This is a genomic window from Mycobacterium sp. JS623 (genome assembly GCF_000328565.1).
Taxonomy (GTDB): domain Bacteria; phylum Actinomycetota; class Actinomycetes; order Mycobacteriales; family Mycobacteriaceae; genus Mycobacterium.
This window is the reverse complement of sequence record NC_019958.1, coordinates 58,508-72,077: the sequence shown is the minus strand read 5'-3', so window position 1 is coordinate 72,077 and position 13,570 is coordinate 58,508. Positions and strand designations below refer to the sequence as shown.

Genomic DNA, 13,570 nt, shown 5'->3' with positions numbered 1-13,570 from the left:
TGCCGGTCGCCCCGACAAGCGGAAAACGGATAATGAACACGTGAGCCCCGACCAACAGGACTCCGCCCCGCGGGCGGTCCAGTGGGACGATGCCCTGGCCGTCCGCTTCCCCCACGCCACACACGACGAATGCCTCGTCGAGATCAGCAACGACCGCACGACGATCACCTGCCGCGACATGCACTGCACCCGGTGCGGTCTCCGGGTCACCCACTCCGTCGGCCACCGCGCCTGCGGACAGCCCCAGTAGAGCCGCCATGTTTGCTACCGTGGCCGCAGGGAACCGTATGAGGGAGTTCTGGGGGTCTGGTGACAGAGTCTGAGCGCATCGCAATGCAGCCCGAGGCCGTGGTCGCCTCCGCAGGCCAACTGCACGGGTGCCACGAAGAGATGACCCGCCGCCACGAAGGCGCGCGCATCGTCGCTGCGGCGGCCACCCACGGTCTGGTCGGCGACTCCGCCGCGGCGTTTGCCGTCAAGGCCGCCCGCTGGGAAGGCTTCAGCACGCAAGTCTCGTCATTGATCGCTGCGCACGCCGAGATCTTGCACCAAGCTGCGCGTGCTGTGCCCGCGACCGACCGGGGGTCGGCCGGCAGGATCGACCGTGCATCGGCGCCGCGGCTCGGGTTATAGACCGCCGGTTAGGGCTCGCAACGCAACGATCCGGTCCTGAGGAACTGGGGCCAGGGTGCCGTTATCGTCGACGGGCCCGCTGATGATTACTTCTCCGGCCAGCCACGTTGTGGCGCGGGCAGCCGCACAGTCCTGATACCACAGTGCAGTGGCGATCGCGTTGAACGGTTCGGTGCGGGAGGGGTACGCCCAGTACACGGTGCGACCGTCGTCACTGATGTTGGCGCGCAATGGTTTCCGAGTAGTGGTGCGGCGGTCGTGCAGGATGGCGGCGGCCTGTGTGGATTCGTGCTCGGTGATGGTGGCGTCGATGTCGATCACGACCGCGGTGGGCATGATGAGTTCCCCCTGGGGCGCCAGCGTCGGTTTATCGGGGCGCTCCGTTGCACACTGAAGCACCGGCGGCGTGCGGCCTGGTGGAGGTCACGCGTGTCGCCGGGCCTTTTTCGGTCGCCGCGCGGAGGGTCTGGGGGCGTCGCCCCGGCCGTGAGGTGGCGGCGGGAAGTGTTTGCTGCAAAGCGAGGCGCCGAGCTGATCTGTTGTTATCCTCGTCGCCGGGCGGTACCAGAGGCTGGGAGCCCGCTGTGATCAGGACCATGATGGTGGGGCGGCGCCGAGGGGGTGGAATTGACCGGTGGGGATCACCTTGGAGGATGTGCAGCGGTGGGAGCCGTCGTCCATCCGGGACATGTTCCGCGCAGCGTCCGAGCACGGGGCGGCAGCTCATGAGGCTGCCGACACGCTGACCGCCGTCATGAACGCCGTCCCCTGGGACAGCGCGGCCGCTGACGCGGCCCGTGCCGGGGCTGGAAAGGTGGCGCTGGACCTTCGGACGCACGCGCGGGAGTGCGAGCTGGTCGCGCGAGCGGCGGCCGCAGCCGAGGAACAGGTTGCGGCGGTGAAGCGGGAATGGGAGGACATCACCCATTACGCGGCCGAGAAGCACCTCGACATCGACTTGGCCACCGGTGCTGTGACTTTCGCGCTGGCCGGATTGACGCAGGATCAGCTCAGGGACCGTCAGGGCGCCCAACGCGAGGTGCGCGACCGGATTCACCGGATGATGCTCAAAGCCGTTGCCGCCGACCAGGAATTGGCGACTGCGATCAAGGTGGCTTCGGGTCAGGAGTCGGTCACCGATGCCGAGCGGGACCTGGCTGCTCGTGGGGTGCCGTCCGCGGAATCGGTGGTGCAAGCCGTCACTGGGGCCGACCAACCGGGGGATGCACCGCGCTCCTTGACCGACATGCTGCTGCCAGCCGGCGGCCCAGCTGGCGGGCCGGACCAACCTGCGGATCTGCAGGACCTCCTCCTCGGTCCTGGCGCGCCGGACCCGAAGGTCAGGCCGGGCGGTCAACCGGCCGATCTGTCGGGTGCGCTCGATCAGGTCGCCGGCGCGCACGTGCCGGAGGCAGCGGCCGGCAATCCTGGCGGTCAACCAGCCAACCTCTCTGGTGCGCTCGACCAGCTGGCCGGCGCTCCGGTGCCCGACCACGCGACGCCAATGGTGATACCGGCCAAGGACGTTGAGGCGTTCAAGGCCGCGGCGCGGCCGCTTCTGGCCAGTCAGGGTGTACCGGCCGACCAGATCGAGTCGCGGCTGTCGCAGATGGTCGCCCAGGCGGAGGCACAGGGTGTCAACCCGTTCTATCGCCCGCCGGAGCCGGCCCGCATGCCGGCACCTGGGTTCGGCGAGGGATTTGGTGACGCGTGGCGCAACTCCGAGCAGAGCATCAAGAACCTCTTGGGCCAGGGCGGGCCCGGGGCTCCCGGTGTCCTGGAATCCTGGAAGAACGTGGCACAGGGCGTCAACCAGGCGGTGACCAACCCGGTGGGCACCGCGGTCGGGCAGGTCCAGCATGCGCTCGATTCGCCCAGCGCGGCCTATTTCGCTGGAGAGAAGACGTTCGACCTGACCGCCGCCGCGGCGACCGCGCCGTTCGGTGGCGAAGGCGCTGCCGTCCGCGCGGGCTTACCCGCCGAACTGGTCACCGAGGGCGGGGCGCCCCTTGCCGTCATGCGCGGCTGGGACCCGATGGGCGGCATGCCCGCACAGGATTTCCAAAACCTCTTCGGAACACCGGGGGCACGGAACTGGCCCGACAACGACGGGTTCCCACCCGGCTACGTTCCCCAACCCGCCCAACTACCGGAAGGCACGATCATCGACAGATTCGGATCCGAGTACGGGCAGTACCTCTCGCCGGATGGCACCCCCTACAGCGACCGGGCGATCACCCCCGAGACCGTCGGCGGCCAGTACAGCCGCTACATGGTCACCGGCGCACCCATGCCCCCGGGCTGGCGCATCGTCGAAGGGCCGGTGCAACCGTGGTTCGGACAGACACCTTCCCCCGGAGCGCTTCAATACATGGTCGTCGGTCCCGAAGGGACGAGGATCTCGGTGAACGACCTACTCGAGAAGGGAATCATCGAACGTGCCGGACCACCCCTTGGACGCTAGATCCGCCGAATTGCAAACCGAGATCGACCGCCTTGCAGCGCGGCTGGGTACCACTCCCATGCCCGTCGGAATGCGAACCAACGACGGCCTCAACGTCTTCGTCGACGACAGCGGCACCTACCACTTCGCGTTCTACGAACGCGGCCAGCTGGCGTTCGACCATGCCGGCACGCTCGACGACGTCCTGTACTGGTACGCCCAGAGCATCGTCACCGACAAGGCCTCCTACATCTCCGACCGCAAGGACCGGTTCCGTTACGAGTACGACGCTCTCAGTGCCCTGAGTCCGGAGTGGGCGAAACGACGCGTGCGCGAGCTGGCCGCCAAGTTCCGCCAATGGGAACCGGGCGTGGCGCGGCCAGACGACCTCAACCTGCTTCCCGATATCGGCGAAGCGCTCTGAATCGGTGGCCGCGCTGCCGACGATGCGCTGTCATGCCGGCGGCGACGGCGGGTTGCCCCCTCACGGATCGAGGGGCGCGGTTACAGGTGGTACGGCAACCGTCGCCGGGTCGACGGCGTCCCTCAGACCCTTCCAGCTCGTGTGGCGCAGCCACCGCCCAGCGACATACTCGCGGTAGGCGACCTCCCCGACGGTTTCGGCCTGGACCCACACAGCGCCCGGGACCTCCGGCGCGGATACGACCGGCGGATCCGTGCGGCGTATCGGGTCGAGCAGCTCGAACAGGTGCCGACGCGTCGACGCGCTGAACCCGGTGCCCACCTGGCCGACTACCACCAGGTCCCCGGCAGCGTTGTGACCAGCCAAGAGCACAGAGCCCACGCTGCGGGCGCCGCCGGGCCCGCCCGCATGCCAGAACGCGACGATGAGCAGCTGCGCGGTCGACCGCACCGGGTGCTTGGTCCACAACGTCGTACGACCCGAAACATACGGCGAGTCAACGCGTTTGACGACGACACCCTCCATGCCGTGCTGGCCCGCTATCTGCAGCATGTCTGCCGGCGACACGTCCGAGAAAGACTGCGGAACGGTCAGAACAGGCGACGTGAGACCGTCGGTCAACTCGGCGAGGATGTCGCGTCGCTCGCAATAGGGCAGGCCGGTCAAGGATCGGTTGCCGAGGGCGACGATGTCGAAGGCGAGCACGCGAACGGGAACTTCGCGCAGCAGGGTCGGGGTCGGGCGGCGGTGCTGCGGCCATCGACGCTGCAGCCGGGTGAACGACGGCCGGCCCTGCGCATCGACGGCAACGATCTCCCCGTCGAGGATGACGCGGCGCCCACCGAACTCGTCTCCTATCGCCGCCAGCTCAGGGAACGTGCGCGACACGTCGACGCCGTTACGCGACACGATCCAGGTGCCCGTGGGGTCGACAACCACCGCCGTGCGCTGGCCGTCATATTTCCACTCCACAGCTACGCCGTCGCCGCTGGCCGGCACAGGCCGCAACGTGGCCAGCATGGGTTCTGGCGACCCGTGGCGCGCCCCGGCGGCATGAACGGCCACGACACGACGGTACGCCGCCATCGATGGGCCTCGGCGGCGAATAGTGCGGTCCGAAACGCGTCGGTCCGCTTGCTCTGGACAGCCGGTTGATAGGTAGGGGTCATGGGAATGATCGTTTTCGACCCCGACGCGCTGCGTCGCGGTGCAGACAAGCTGATGACTCTGGCGGCGCAGCTGCGCTCCGATCCCGGGACGAGGGACTCCGTGGTCGCCGACGTGGTAGCTCAGCTGCGTGAGCTGGCCGCCGACCGGGTCAGCGAGACGCAGGCGGCGTTGGGAAACGCCGCGGACACATTCGAGGCGAACGCCGCGGTGGCACCCGAGTCGATCGAGGACTTCGCGCGGCGTCTCCAGGCCGTGGCCGACAACCAGGAAGCCGCCATCGCCTCGGCCCACGCCCGATTCACCTTCTGACCGCACGACATCCAAAAGGACTGCCAGCGATCAAGGGCGGCGCCTGGCCGCCCACCGCCGTGCACCCCAACACCTCGCGAGCACCCCGACCGGAGCGACACATGTCAGAACACAACTACCCGATCGAGGTGCAACTGCACTCGGCCCACCACCCGCAGACCTTGTCGGTGACCGGACTCAAAGACGAATGGCCGCAGCTGCTGGACCAGGCTCAGGAACTTGCCCGCCGCACGTGGCGACCCGACTTGACCGTCGTCGACAACGGCTACCCGCTGGCGGCTTTGTGTCGCTCCGGCGACGAACCGGACACGCACCCGCTCGACGGGCGGCAGTACGCCTACTGCACCGCCTGGCGCGCCAACGCGAACTAACTGGCACCACCAACCCAGGAGGATCCGCCTGTGACCAACCTCGAAATCAACGCTAGCACAACGGGATACGACGACGCAGAGGCGATCGCCACCATGCTGGAACTCGCGGCCACCGCAGTCCGAGAAGCCGGCGGAGACCCCGTCGACATCACCGACCAAACAACGACGGTCAGCCATGACGCCCACCCCCAACAGGTCTACTGGTCGATGCACTTCGGCGGCTGACGCCCACCAGCGACACCAGCGGCGAACAAAGCTCCCACCCAAACGCGTTGATCCATATTTCGTGGGCACAGCGCAGCTAGCGTCCACCCAAAGCGCCACCCGCAACACACTTCACCGGTGCGACGGCCCACCGTCGGAAAGGGAAAACCCATGACACAGAGACCAGCTCAGATCCTCCTCATCCGCAAACTCGCCGCCAGGGTCGCAGTGGCATTCAGCGAGAAATCGGGCCGCCCCGTCGCCCCGCGGGTAAAGGCACTAGCCACCTTGCCCATCACACCGGGAGAAGGAACGCCGCGCGGCGAGAACAGCACGGCAGTCCGCAAGCTGGCCGCCCGGGCCGCGGTGACCGCGAGCAAAAAGTCGGGTCGCCCGGTCGACCCGCAGGTTCAGGCATTGGCCGCCCTGCCCATCGGGGCCGAAGATCGAGCGACGCGTCGCGGGTACAGCATCGCTGTCCGCAAGGCAGCCGCCCGGGCTGCAGTGACAGCAAGCAAGAAAACCGAACGCCCCGTCGGACCCCGGACACTCGGGCTGGCCGACTGAGCACATGCAGTCGATGGCACTCGCCTTCCGCTGCCAACACTCCCTCCGCGATGTAGACATGACGACCTCCAGCAACGACCCCGGACACGCGATCGTCGATCTCGATCGCGACGACGCGTCCGTTGAAGTGGACTCACCACGGGCACGGTGCAGCTGCGGGGTTCGGCGTACGGTGTTGCGGCACAACGCGGTATCGCCGTGCGCAGGACGAGCGATGGCCCGGCTCAAAGAGGCACACCCCGAGGAATACGCGCACTACCTGAGCGAAGCGAAAGCCGAAGCACTGGCGGAGTTCGAAACCACCTGGCGTCGGCACCTCGCCGGTGACCACAGCCAACGATAGGAGCGCCGGCATGCCAGACACACACGCCCCAGTGCGGTGGATGTCCGTGGCCCTCACCACGCAAGCGGTACGCGATCGCATCAAGACCCAGACCAGACGCGATGGGTGGCTGCGCCTGCAGCCAGGGAACCAGTTGGCACTGTGCCCCAAGTACCGCGGCGTCCGTCGCGCAGACCGCGAGCTGATCACCATCGTCGACGTCGTCGACGTACGACGAGAACCGCTCGAAACGATCTCCCCAGCAGACGTCGCAGCCGAAGGGTTTGCGGAGTGGACGCCGGCGGCGTTCGTCGAATTCTTCTGCAACACCCACCGCGGAGTGCAACCAAGCAGCGAGATCACCCGCATCGAATGGACCTACCCGAGGATCTGCCGGGGCTGCGGATGTACCGAGTACGCGGCGTGTGCGGGCCTCACCGGACCGTGCAGTTGGGCCCACACGTACGACGACAACACGGGTCAGTGCAGTGAGTGCGCCCTCTGGGCCGTCGACAGAGCCTCCGAGAACCTCGCCAACGGACTGTGGCGCCTCGCCGACCAATCAACACCGGTAAAGGCTGCCCGCAGGTGAAACCCGCTGAGCCACACATGATGTCAACGAGTGACCTGGTGACCGAGCATGACCGGCTCGTACGGAACATCGGCACCTACATCGACGACACCAAACACGACCGCCTGCTCGCCGTCGCCGATGCGATCGCCGAGCGCGCGCACTCCGGCGACCCCGCGGCCAAGGACTACGGGATCTACCTCTGACCCCGGCTGGGCCAATGCCACTGCACTACTGCAGGACGAAAGCGGGCGGCACGCGCCGGCGCGCCGAACGTTCGCATGGCCGCCTGCGGTGTAGCTGACAAACCCCGGACGGGGCCTTTCAGAAAAACCGTCTGGTTACGCGTCGGCTACCGAGTTGAGTCGACCCCAACAGTTACCGTTCGCTGCACAGAACCACGAACTGACAGATCGGACCCAATCAGTGGACTTCACAACGGAAGCGAAGCGCGAGCTGTGCCGTCTGGTGTTCAAGTCGCCTGAGACACGGGTCGCCGAACTGGCAGCGCTCTTGAGGTTCGTCGACGGTGTCCGCCTCACGGGATCGCGGGTGTCCCTTTCCGCCCAGGTGGACCTGGACCTCACCGCACGCCGCGTGCAGCGCAGCCTGTCGGAGCTCTATGGCTACCGCGCCACGGTGCACCACCACCCAGCACCAGGCGCCGCCTCCGGGTACGTGGTGCGTGTCGATCACGACGTCTCGAAGCTGGCCGCCCACACCGGGCTGCTCACCCCTGAGGGCGAACTGGTCAGCGGACTACCCGCCCATCTGCTCGGCGGAAACGTGGCACGCGTCGAATCACTCTGGCGTGGCGCCTTTCTCGGCTCCGGACAGCTGATATCCGACAGGCGCAGCAGTGGAGGCGTGCAGGTGCGTTGTCCCGGTATCGAGACCGCGGTCGCCCTGGTCGGCGCCGCGCGCCGATTGGGAGTCCGGGCCAAGACTCACGACAGTCGCACGGAGGGAATCAGCGTCGTTGTCCGTGAGGAGGAAGACATCGCCGCGTTGCTGGCGTCGTTCGGGGCGTCCGCCACACTGGCCGCGTGGGAGGACCGTCGCTCGCGCAGGGCGCAGAACGCCGCGTCGGGGGCGGCACGGCAGTTCGGTAGCGCGAACCGTCTGCGCTCAGAGGCAGCTGCGGCGGCGACTGCCGCCGAGGTCGAACGTGCTCTGACGGTGCTCGGCGATGACGCGCCAGCCCAGCTGGTGCAGGCCGGGCGGCTGCGCATCGAACATCGCCTCGTCTCCCTCGAACAGCTCGCGCAACTGGCCGACCCACCCACGACCAAGGACGCGATCGCCGGCAGAATCCGTCGCCTGATCCGACTGGCCGACAGGCGCTCGACGAGCAAGCCGGCCTGATGCGCTGTCTCATGAGTTTGGGTCCGCGATGATTCCGTACTACGAGGATGAGCGGGTCGCGCTGTACCACGGCGACTTCCGAGACGTGCTGCCCGCGCTCGGCGTGACGGCCGATTTGCTGATCGCCGATCCTCCCTACGGTGAGACCTCGCTCAGCTGGGACAGCTGGCCTACTGGCTGGCCGATGGCGTTGCGTCCGTTCGGCAAGTCGCTCTGGTGCTTCGGATCGATGCGGATGTTCCTCGACCGACGAGACGAGTTCACGGGCTGGCGCATGTCGCAAGACGTCGTCTGGGAGAAGCACAACGGCAGCGGCTTCGCCGCCGATCGGTTCAAACGGGTACACGAGCACGCACTGCACTGGTACCGAACCGATGCCGCGTGGTCGGAAATCCACCACCAGACCCCAACGACAGCCGACGAGACCGCCCGCCAGGTACGCAGGAAGACCAGGCCGCCGCACACGGGCAACGTCAACACCTCTGCGTACGAATCCCACGACGGCGGGCCGCGCCTGATGCGCTCCGTCATCTACAGCCGGTCGATGCATGGGCGCGCGATCAACGAGACAGAGAAGCCCGTTGCCCTTCTCGATCCGCTCATCGGCTACGGATGTCCGCCTGGCGGATTGGTCGTCGACCCGTTCGCAGGCTCCGCGTCGACGCTGGTGGCCGCGAGACAGACGGGTCGCCGAGCGATCGGCGTAGAGCTCCGCGAGTCGCAGTGTGAGGCTGCGGCGGAACGGCTTTCGCACGTGACACTGGAACTGGCGACCTGATGATTCTCGCCAGCATGGATCGCTGCACCTCCTTCTACCGCATCTGCGATGCGAACGGGGACGTCTATCCGTCGGCGCAGACCAGATTGCACCGGCCCGACAACAACGAGGGGTGCTTCGCAGCCTGCGATCACCGAATTCAGCTCAACGACGATTACTACGACTACGACCTTTCCACGACGGACGCCGAGATCGTCTGCCGGCGGTGTGCGCCGCAGAGTCGCCAATCACCGCCGGATACGAAGTGGGTTGGCGTCCGCGCCGATGGAACCCACTCCGTGCTGATACCTGCGCACCTGGAGGAATGACGATGACCAATCGCGAGCAGACGTGTACTCACTGCGACGAGCTGGCGGCCGAGAACGAACGGCTACGACAGACCGCGCACGTGCTGCTCGCTGCGAATCAACGCCTGCTCGATGCCATCGCCGTGTGGACCTATCCCACGATCCCCAACAACTGAAATCGACTGAGAGACACCATGAGCAACCTGGGTGATCTGACGGAACGTGCACGGTATTGCCGCGAATACGGTGTCTTCGACGGCTTGCACGGTGAACTGCTCGACATGGTCGAGCTCCTCGAATCCGAACTCGAGGCCGAGCGTGTTCGCGCCACCGAGCATTTCGACGCACGTATGTCCGCGGTGGCCAAGCTGGGCGCCTTGGGCGAGGTGTGCGCACAACCCTTCGACGTGTTCGAGGTCGAACAGGACGACGGCAGCGTGATCGAAACAGCCGTCGTCCGGTTGGACGACATCCACGCCTGCTTGACGTCAAGCCCGCAGAGCGGGGAGCGCCAATCGGAGACGGACCCGCTGCGTCTCACCGACTCCGAGCTTCTATACGAACTCGCCGGCGCGTTGCACGTCTACGCGAGAAGCGCCCATGCTCGGATACCCGCGCTAATCGAAGTGGCCCAGGACCGGGCGGCCATGTTCCTCAGACTTGAGGGGTGACCGAATGATAGTCATCGACGTGTGCGGCCGGGTTATCAAGAACACCGAAAACCCGTGCCGCAATTGCACGCGACCAGTGGTGACCTTCGTCCTTGCGCGCGTCGATCACCGGCGGCGCAAGCCGTGGCCGCAGCCCGCGTACGCCAAGCGCGCGGGCAGACCCAAACGAGCAGAAGCCATTCGGCAGCTCGTCCAGCGCAGAGTACGAAGGGCTAGACGATGAAGATCACGATCAATCTCCCCGACGGCACGCCGAAGGCCGAGGTGACTGCCTACGTCGATTCTGTCTCCCTGCTGATTCAGCAGGGTTATGTATCCGGTACTAACGGGCCGGAATGCAGCTGGGAAGCGGAAAGATACACGTGGTGACGATGAAGCACGGGTGGTGTGAACGATGCGGTCATGCTTACGAATCACCCATGCGGCGACTATCTGAGGCGAAGCGCCGCAACGCTTATCGGCGAAAGGAGAGCAGGTGAGGGAATCAGAGACGGTGCGCATGGTGGCTACGTGTCGCAACTGCGGCAAGTCCATTGCGCAAACGCCCGCCGGGGACTGGATACCCGATGACCGGGACGACATCCTCGGGTTCTGTGTCAAGAAAGTGATCGGACAGCCCGCCATGAAACACGAGCCGATGCCGGATGGTCTCGACGGAGCGGCCCGACCCAGGCTCGCATAAGGAGCGGCATGACGGTCATTGACGCACGCGCCCGATTCGCGGGCACCGAACACCGTTGCCGTGACTGCGATCAACCGGGTGTGGCCATCGTCTTCCCTCACGTTGATCACCGCCGCCGCAAGCCTTGGCCGCAGCCCTACTGGCTGTGCGCCGGACACTCTGCAACCTGACCGAAGATGGTTCCGCGAGCGCGCGTGAGTCGCTGGCCCTCTATGTACAGGTGTGGGAGAGTCAGACCGGATTAATCGAGGCGGATGGCAGGTGAACGAATGGGTGATGATGCGCGAGACGACCACGTCCACGCCTTCGAGTTCGTGGGTTCGCCGCAGCGGCTGCCGGTCCAGATCAGCCAGCTGCCCAGTCAGCCGATGGAGTTGAGAGGCCCCATCGAGGGGCCGCCCTCGTCCCCCTTTCAGTCATTGCCCGAGGTGTACGGCTGATCCGAGCGAGACGACAACCGTGGTTGCGACCGTGCGAAGTCTCCTGAATGCTGCCGATGTGCGCTGGGAGGGGTCCGTGCCCTGGGGTGCGCCGGTGCCAGCGAGCGGGCCGGGCGTCTACCTCGTCTCCGCCAATCGGGATCCAGACGACGCGGACAGCGAACCTGCGCAACGGGTAGGCGTGTCGCCGGCCGCGGTTGGTGAGCTGCTCACGAACTGCCCGCGATTGCGCCTCGACGGTATCCAACCTGCCGCGTCCGCACTCATGCGGCGCCTGGAAGCGATGCGCCCGGCAGGCGAGCCCGTCCTGTACATCGGCCTGGCCGGTTCGTCGTTATCTGCGCGCGTCGGCCAGTACCACCGAACGCCGCTCGGTGCAGCCAAGCCTCACGCAGGCGGTTGGCCGCTGAAATGCTTGGGCGGGCTCGATCAGCTCTGGGTGCACTTCGCGCTGTGTGGCGCGGTGAAGACCGTCGAGCGGACGATGCTGCGCCTGTTCTGCGAGCAGGTCGATGAGCGAACCGCCAGCGTCATGGCCGACCCCACAGCGCCGTTGCCCTTCGCGAACCTGGAGTACTTCACCCGGGAGGGGAGACGGGTGCGCAAGCAGCACGGCATCGCAGGCGCATCAACGCGAAGTCGGTGATCGGGCAACGTGTCGCCCTGGGGTGGCGTCGTCGGCCAATGAGACGCCAGTGACTCAGGTACCACGATCTACGACGATGCGTAAGTTCGCGCGTGCGGTCTGGATAGGCACGCCAGAGATGTCCTACTGCGCTGGGAGAATTGAGAGCATGACGGATGTACAGGCGGATTGGTCGGATGAGGATAGTGCTGCGGCGTCGCGCGAAGGTTGGGACCTATTTGAGTGTTCTGGTTCGGATCATGGGGACATGCAGTTGCAGCGGTTTGACTGTCCCGATGAAGTTGAGAATGCGCCGATCCCGTACCCGTTCGACAGTGATGCTGATGTTTGGCGTCACGTGAAGACCCGCGCGGCCGATGGTTCTCCTCTCCATCGGAAAGCGCTCGATCTCCTGAGTGTGCGGAATCCAGCTGAGTTGGGCCGGATCAATAGAACGTAGTCCTGCTTAGGTGGATCGGCGACAGACCGTGCACTCGGCGCGGAAGATTCGGACTTCTACTACTCGCTCCGTTGTCGTCGCTGCAGTAGGCCGTCCCTGGCCGGCGGGATCCCCATGGGTGGCGCCTGTCTCCTGATGATGACCCAAGCGGCTCCGTGCTGGTAAAGCAGAGGGGCGCAGTGGATATGGCGAGGACATTGATGGACCAACTCGATCGGTTCTTCTGCTCGGCCGAGAAAGTCCCTCGCGACACGCCAGGTTGCACCGTCCCGGCCGGTTGGTCAGAGACCATGACGTTTCAGGCAGCGGGGGCCGAATCCGGTTCTGCGCTAAGAGGCGAGTCGTTGGCCGGTCCCGTTGTGACGGGCGACAGTTACCCAGGAGAGGCGCATGGGGTTTTGGGAGCGAGTTGACAAGGCGTTATCCGATGCGCGTGTCGCGCGGACAGCCGACGAGCTGATCGTCGCGCTGAACCGTTGGCATGAAACGAGTTCGGGGGACGCGTTCTTCGCCGGATCGGGTGGGGACAACCAGCTCGTTGAAGCGCTCGATCGAAGCATATGGCGGGTGAGCCACATCGAGTCGGACTACCACTGGACGGCGGTGTCTGGTGTCGATGGCAGCAGCATCGAGTACGTCGAGGGCGATGTCTACAAGCGAGAGGCATCGTGAACGACTCCATCATCGTCTACACCGACGGCGCCTGCCACGGCAATCCAGGACCGGGTGGTTGGGGCGCGGTGGTGCGCTTCATCGACGGTGAGGAAACGCAGCTCTACGGTGGGGAGCCGGCGACGACCAACAACCGCATGGAGCTGACGGCGGCCATCATGGCGTTGGAGGCGATCACCTCGGGTTTGCCCGTGCAGCTGTGGACGGACAGTCAGTACGTGCGCAGTGGCATCACCAGTTGGATCGCCGGCTGGAAACGCAACGGCTGGCGTACCGCGGCGCGTCAGCCTGTGAAGAACGCTGATCTGTGGCAGCGATTGGACGCTGCGGCAACCACTCTCACGGTTGACTGGCGGTGGATCAAGGGCCATGCGGGGCATGAGGGCAACGAACTGGCCGACGCCCTCGCGACCCGCGGGGCGATCGAACACGGCGGCTCGAGACGGCAGACGAGCGAGGGGTCCCGCCGACCGCCAGGCGCGGCACGGCGTGGTCACCGGGGTGTGCGTCGAGACACCGGCAGGTAAGCCATTCAGCGACGACGGTGGACCGAGTCTGTTCCGCGAAAACAGCTGC

At 66.1% G+C, this 13,570-nt stretch carries 25 protein-coding genes; 23 read left to right on the top strand and 2 right to left on the bottom strand.

Features of this window, described 5'->3' with window-relative positions; all coding sequences use genetic code 11:
* The first annotated feature begins 40 nt into the window (after positions 1-40).
* Together MYCSM_RS33520 and MYCSM_RS33515 are read left to right on the top strand one after the other, a co-directional pair.
* A complete protein-coding gene (locus MYCSM_RS33520) occupies positions 41-250 on the top strand; it encodes a hypothetical protein (protein ID WP_157681617.1) in 210 nt (69 codons plus the stop codon).
* A 59-nt stretch (positions 251-309) separates the two neighbouring features.
* Positions 310-633: a hypothetical protein gene (locus MYCSM_RS33515; RefSeq protein WP_157681616.1), complete on the top strand. Its 324-nt coding sequence runs from the start codon at positions 310-312 to the stop codon at positions 631-633.
* Here the strand turns inward: MYCSM_RS33515 and MYCSM_RS33510 are convergent.
* Positions 628-969 carry a hypothetical protein gene (locus tag MYCSM_RS33510; protein WP_015297981.1) on the bottom strand — a complete coding sequence of 114 codons (342 nt, stop codon included), beginning with the start codon at positions 967-969 and terminating at the stop codon, positions 628-630. The genes MYCSM_RS33515 and MYCSM_RS33510 overlap by 6 nt on opposite strands.
* A 298-nt stretch (positions 970-1,267) precedes the next feature.
* Here MYCSM_RS33510 and MYCSM_RS33505 point away from each other — a divergent pair, with 298 nt between their 5' ends.
* Together MYCSM_RS33505 and MYCSM_RS33500 are read left to right on the top strand one after the other, a co-directional pair.
* Complete coding sequence (locus tag MYCSM_RS33505; RefSeq protein ID WP_015297980.1) at positions 1,268-3,097, top strand: TNT domain-containing protein; 1,830 nt, start codon at positions 1,268-1,270, stop codon at positions 3,095-3,097.
* Between the two features lie 58 nt (positions 3,098-3,155).
* Positions 3,156-3,500: a hypothetical protein gene (locus MYCSM_RS33500; RefSeq protein WP_041316101.1), complete on the top strand. Its 345-nt coding sequence runs from the start codon at positions 3,156-3,158 to the stop codon at positions 3,498-3,500.
* A 60-nt stretch (positions 3,501-3,560) separates the two neighbouring features.
* Here MYCSM_RS33500 and MYCSM_RS33495 read toward each other — a convergent pair whose 3' ends face one another.
* Positions 3,561-4,565, bottom strand: coding sequence for an ATP-dependent DNA ligase (locus MYCSM_RS33495; protein ID WP_232425894.1), 1,005 nt, complete (start codon positions 4,563-4,565; stop codon positions 3,561-3,563).
* 102 nt (positions 4,566-4,667) lie between these two features.
* On the opposite strand from MYCSM_RS33495, the gene MYCSM_RS33490 reads away from it, so the two are divergent.
* The 19 genes from MYCSM_RS33490 to rnhA all read left to right on the top strand — a co-directional run bounded on the left by MYCSM_RS33490 (position 4,668) and on the right by rnhA (position 13,521).
* Entirely contained in the window at positions 4,668-4,979 is a 312-nt protein-coding gene (locus MYCSM_RS33490) for a PE domain-containing protein (RefSeq protein WP_015297977.1), read from the top strand.
* Positions 4,980-5,080: 101 nt separating this feature from the next.
* On the top strand, positions 5,081-5,350 hold the full coding sequence (locus tag MYCSM_RS33485) for a hypothetical protein (RefSeq protein ID WP_015297976.1): 270 nt from the start codon (positions 5,081-5,083) through the stop codon (positions 5,348-5,350).
* 30 nt (positions 5,351-5,380) lie between these two features.
* Entirely contained in the window at positions 5,381-5,575 is a 195-nt protein-coding gene (locus MYCSM_RS33480) for a hypothetical protein (RefSeq protein WP_015297975.1), read from the top strand.
* Positions 5,576-5,725: 150 nt separating this feature from the next.
* Complete coding sequence (locus tag MYCSM_RS33475) at positions 5,726-6,121, top strand: hypothetical protein (protein WP_015297974.1); 396 nt, start codon at positions 5,726-5,728, stop codon at positions 6,119-6,121.
* A gap of 58 nt (positions 6,122-6,179) precedes the next feature.
* The gene (locus MYCSM_RS33470) at positions 6,180-6,464 is read left to right on the top strand and encodes a hypothetical protein (protein ID WP_041316096.1); all 285 of its coding nucleotides are present in this window, start codon (positions 6,180-6,182) and stop codon (positions 6,462-6,464) included.
* Between the two features lie 10 nt (positions 6,465-6,474).
* Positions 6,475-7,035 carry a hypothetical protein gene (locus tag MYCSM_RS33465; RefSeq protein ID WP_015297972.1) on the top strand — a complete coding sequence of 187 codons (561 nt, stop codon included), beginning with the start codon at positions 6,475-6,477 and terminating at the stop codon, positions 7,033-7,035.
* A 38-nt stretch (positions 7,036-7,073) separates the two neighbouring features.
* The gene (locus MYCSM_RS33460; protein WP_157681615.1) at positions 7,074-7,220 is read left to right on the top strand and encodes a hypothetical protein; all 147 of its coding nucleotides are present in this window, start codon (positions 7,074-7,076) and stop codon (positions 7,218-7,220) included.
* 220 nt (positions 7,221-7,440) lie between these two features.
* Positions 7,441-8,379 carry a DNA-binding protein WhiA gene (gene whiA / locus MYCSM_RS33455; protein ID WP_015297970.1) on the top strand — a complete coding sequence of 313 codons (939 nt, stop codon included), beginning with the start codon at positions 7,441-7,443 and terminating at the stop codon, positions 8,377-8,379.
* 28 nt (positions 8,380-8,407) lie between these two features.
* Complete coding sequence (locus MYCSM_RS33450; protein ID WP_015297969.1) at positions 8,408-9,157, top strand: DNA-methyltransferase; 750 nt, start codon at positions 8,408-8,410, stop codon at positions 9,155-9,157.
* Positions 9,158-9,171: 14 nt separating this feature from the next.
* Positions 9,172-9,465 (top strand): hypothetical protein, encoded by a 294-nt coding sequence (locus MYCSM_RS33445; RefSeq protein WP_157681614.1) that lies wholly within the window; start codon positions 9,172-9,174, stop codon positions 9,463-9,465.
* A gap of 2 nt (positions 9,466-9,467) precedes the next feature.
* The gene (locus tag MYCSM_RS37600) at positions 9,468-9,620 is read left to right on the top strand and encodes a hypothetical protein (protein ID WP_015297967.1); all 153 of its coding nucleotides are present in this window, start codon (positions 9,468-9,470) and stop codon (positions 9,618-9,620) included.
* Positions 9,621-9,638: 18 nt separating this feature from the next.
* Positions 9,639-10,115 (top strand): hypothetical protein, encoded by a 477-nt coding sequence (locus MYCSM_RS33440; RefSeq protein ID WP_015297966.1) that lies wholly within the window; start codon positions 9,639-9,641, stop codon positions 10,113-10,115.
* Between the two features lie 219 nt (positions 10,116-10,334).
* A complete protein-coding gene (locus tag MYCSM_RS37595; RefSeq protein WP_015297965.1) occupies positions 10,335-10,484 on the top strand; it encodes a hypothetical protein in 150 nt (49 codons plus the stop codon).
* Between the two features lie 106 nt (positions 10,485-10,590).
* Positions 10,591-10,797 (top strand): hypothetical protein, encoded by a 207-nt coding sequence (locus MYCSM_RS33435; RefSeq protein ID WP_015297964.1) that lies wholly within the window; start codon positions 10,591-10,593, stop codon positions 10,795-10,797.
* A 269-nt stretch (positions 10,798-11,066) separates the two neighbouring features.
* Entirely contained in the window at positions 11,067-11,237 is a 171-nt protein-coding gene (locus MYCSM_RS37590) for a hypothetical protein (protein ID WP_015297963.1), read from the top strand.
* Between the two features lie 31 nt (positions 11,238-11,268).
* Complete coding sequence (locus MYCSM_RS33430; protein WP_157681613.1) at positions 11,269-11,883, top strand: hypothetical protein; 615 nt, start codon at positions 11,269-11,271, stop codon at positions 11,881-11,883.
* 148 nt (positions 11,884-12,031) lie between these two features.
* Positions 12,032-12,322, top strand: coding sequence for a hypothetical protein (locus MYCSM_RS37585; protein WP_157681612.1), 291 nt, complete (start codon positions 12,032-12,034; stop codon positions 12,320-12,322).
* Positions 12,323-12,712: 390 nt separating this feature from the next.
* Positions 12,713-12,994 carry a hypothetical protein gene (locus MYCSM_RS37955; protein ID WP_015297959.1) on the top strand — a complete coding sequence of 94 codons (282 nt, stop codon included), beginning with the start codon at positions 12,713-12,715 and terminating at the stop codon, positions 12,992-12,994.
* An 11-nt stretch (positions 12,995-13,005) separates the two neighbouring features.
* Complete coding sequence (gene rnhA / locus MYCSM_RS33420; protein WP_232425896.1) at positions 13,006-13,521, top strand: ribonuclease HI; 516 nt, start codon at positions 13,006-13,008, stop codon at positions 13,519-13,521.
* The last annotated feature ends 49 nt before the right edge of the window (positions 13,522-13,570 follow it).

What these genes read in the sequence shown, in the direction of transcription:
- MYCSM_RS33510 (WP_015297981.1), bottom strand. Translation starts at nt 969, where the DNA reads ATGCCCACCGCGGTCGTGATCGACATCGACGCCACCATCACCGAGCAC.
- MYCSM_RS33500 (WP_041316101.1), top strand. Translation starts at nt 3,156, where the DNA reads ATGCCCGTCGGAATGCGAACCAACGACGGCCTCAACGTCTTCGTCGAC.
- MYCSM_RS33490 (WP_015297977.1), top strand. Translation starts at nt 4,668, where the DNA reads ATGGGAATGATCGTTTTCGACCCCGACGCGCTGCGTCGCGGTGCAGAC.
- MYCSM_RS33485 (WP_015297976.1), top strand. Translation starts at nt 5,081, where the DNA reads ATGTCAGAACACAACTACCCGATCGAGGTGCAACTGCACTCGGCCCAC.
- MYCSM_RS33475 (WP_015297974.1), top strand. Translation starts at nt 5,726, where the DNA reads ATGACACAGAGACCAGCTCAGATCCTCCTCATCCGCAAACTCGCCGCC.
- MYCSM_RS33470 (WP_041316096.1), top strand. Translation starts at nt 6,180, where the DNA reads ATGACGACCTCCAGCAACGACCCCGGACACGCGATCGTCGATCTCGAT.
- MYCSM_RS33465 (WP_015297972.1), top strand. Translation starts at nt 6,475, where the DNA reads ATGCCAGACACACACGCCCCAGTGCGGTGGATGTCCGTGGCCCTCACC.
- MYCSM_RS33450 (WP_015297969.1), top strand. Translation starts at nt 8,408, where the DNA reads ATGATTCCGTACTACGAGGATGAGCGGGTCGCGCTGTACCACGGCGAC.
- MYCSM_RS33445 (WP_157681614.1), top strand. Translation starts at nt 9,172, where the DNA reads ATGGATCGCTGCACCTCCTTCTACCGCATCTGCGATGCGAACGGGGAC.
- MYCSM_RS37600 (WP_015297967.1), top strand. Translation starts at nt 9,468, where the DNA reads ATGACCAATCGCGAGCAGACGTGTACTCACTGCGACGAGCTGGCGGCC.
- MYCSM_RS33440 (WP_015297966.1), top strand. Translation starts at nt 9,639, where the DNA reads ATGAGCAACCTGGGTGATCTGACGGAACGTGCACGGTATTGCCGCGAA.
- MYCSM_RS37595 (WP_015297965.1), top strand. Translation starts at nt 10,335, where the DNA reads ATGAAGATCACGATCAATCTCCCCGACGGCACGCCGAAGGCCGAGGTG.
- MYCSM_RS37590 (WP_015297963.1), top strand. Translation starts at nt 11,067, where the DNA reads ATGGGTGATGATGCGCGAGACGACCACGTCCACGCCTTCGAGTTCGTG.
- MYCSM_RS37585 (WP_157681612.1), top strand. Translation starts at nt 12,032, where the DNA reads ATGACGGATGTACAGGCGGATTGGTCGGATGAGGATAGTGCTGCGGCG.
- MYCSM_RS37955 (WP_015297959.1), top strand. Translation starts at nt 12,713, where the DNA reads ATGGGGTTTTGGGAGCGAGTTGACAAGGCGTTATCCGATGCGCGTGTC.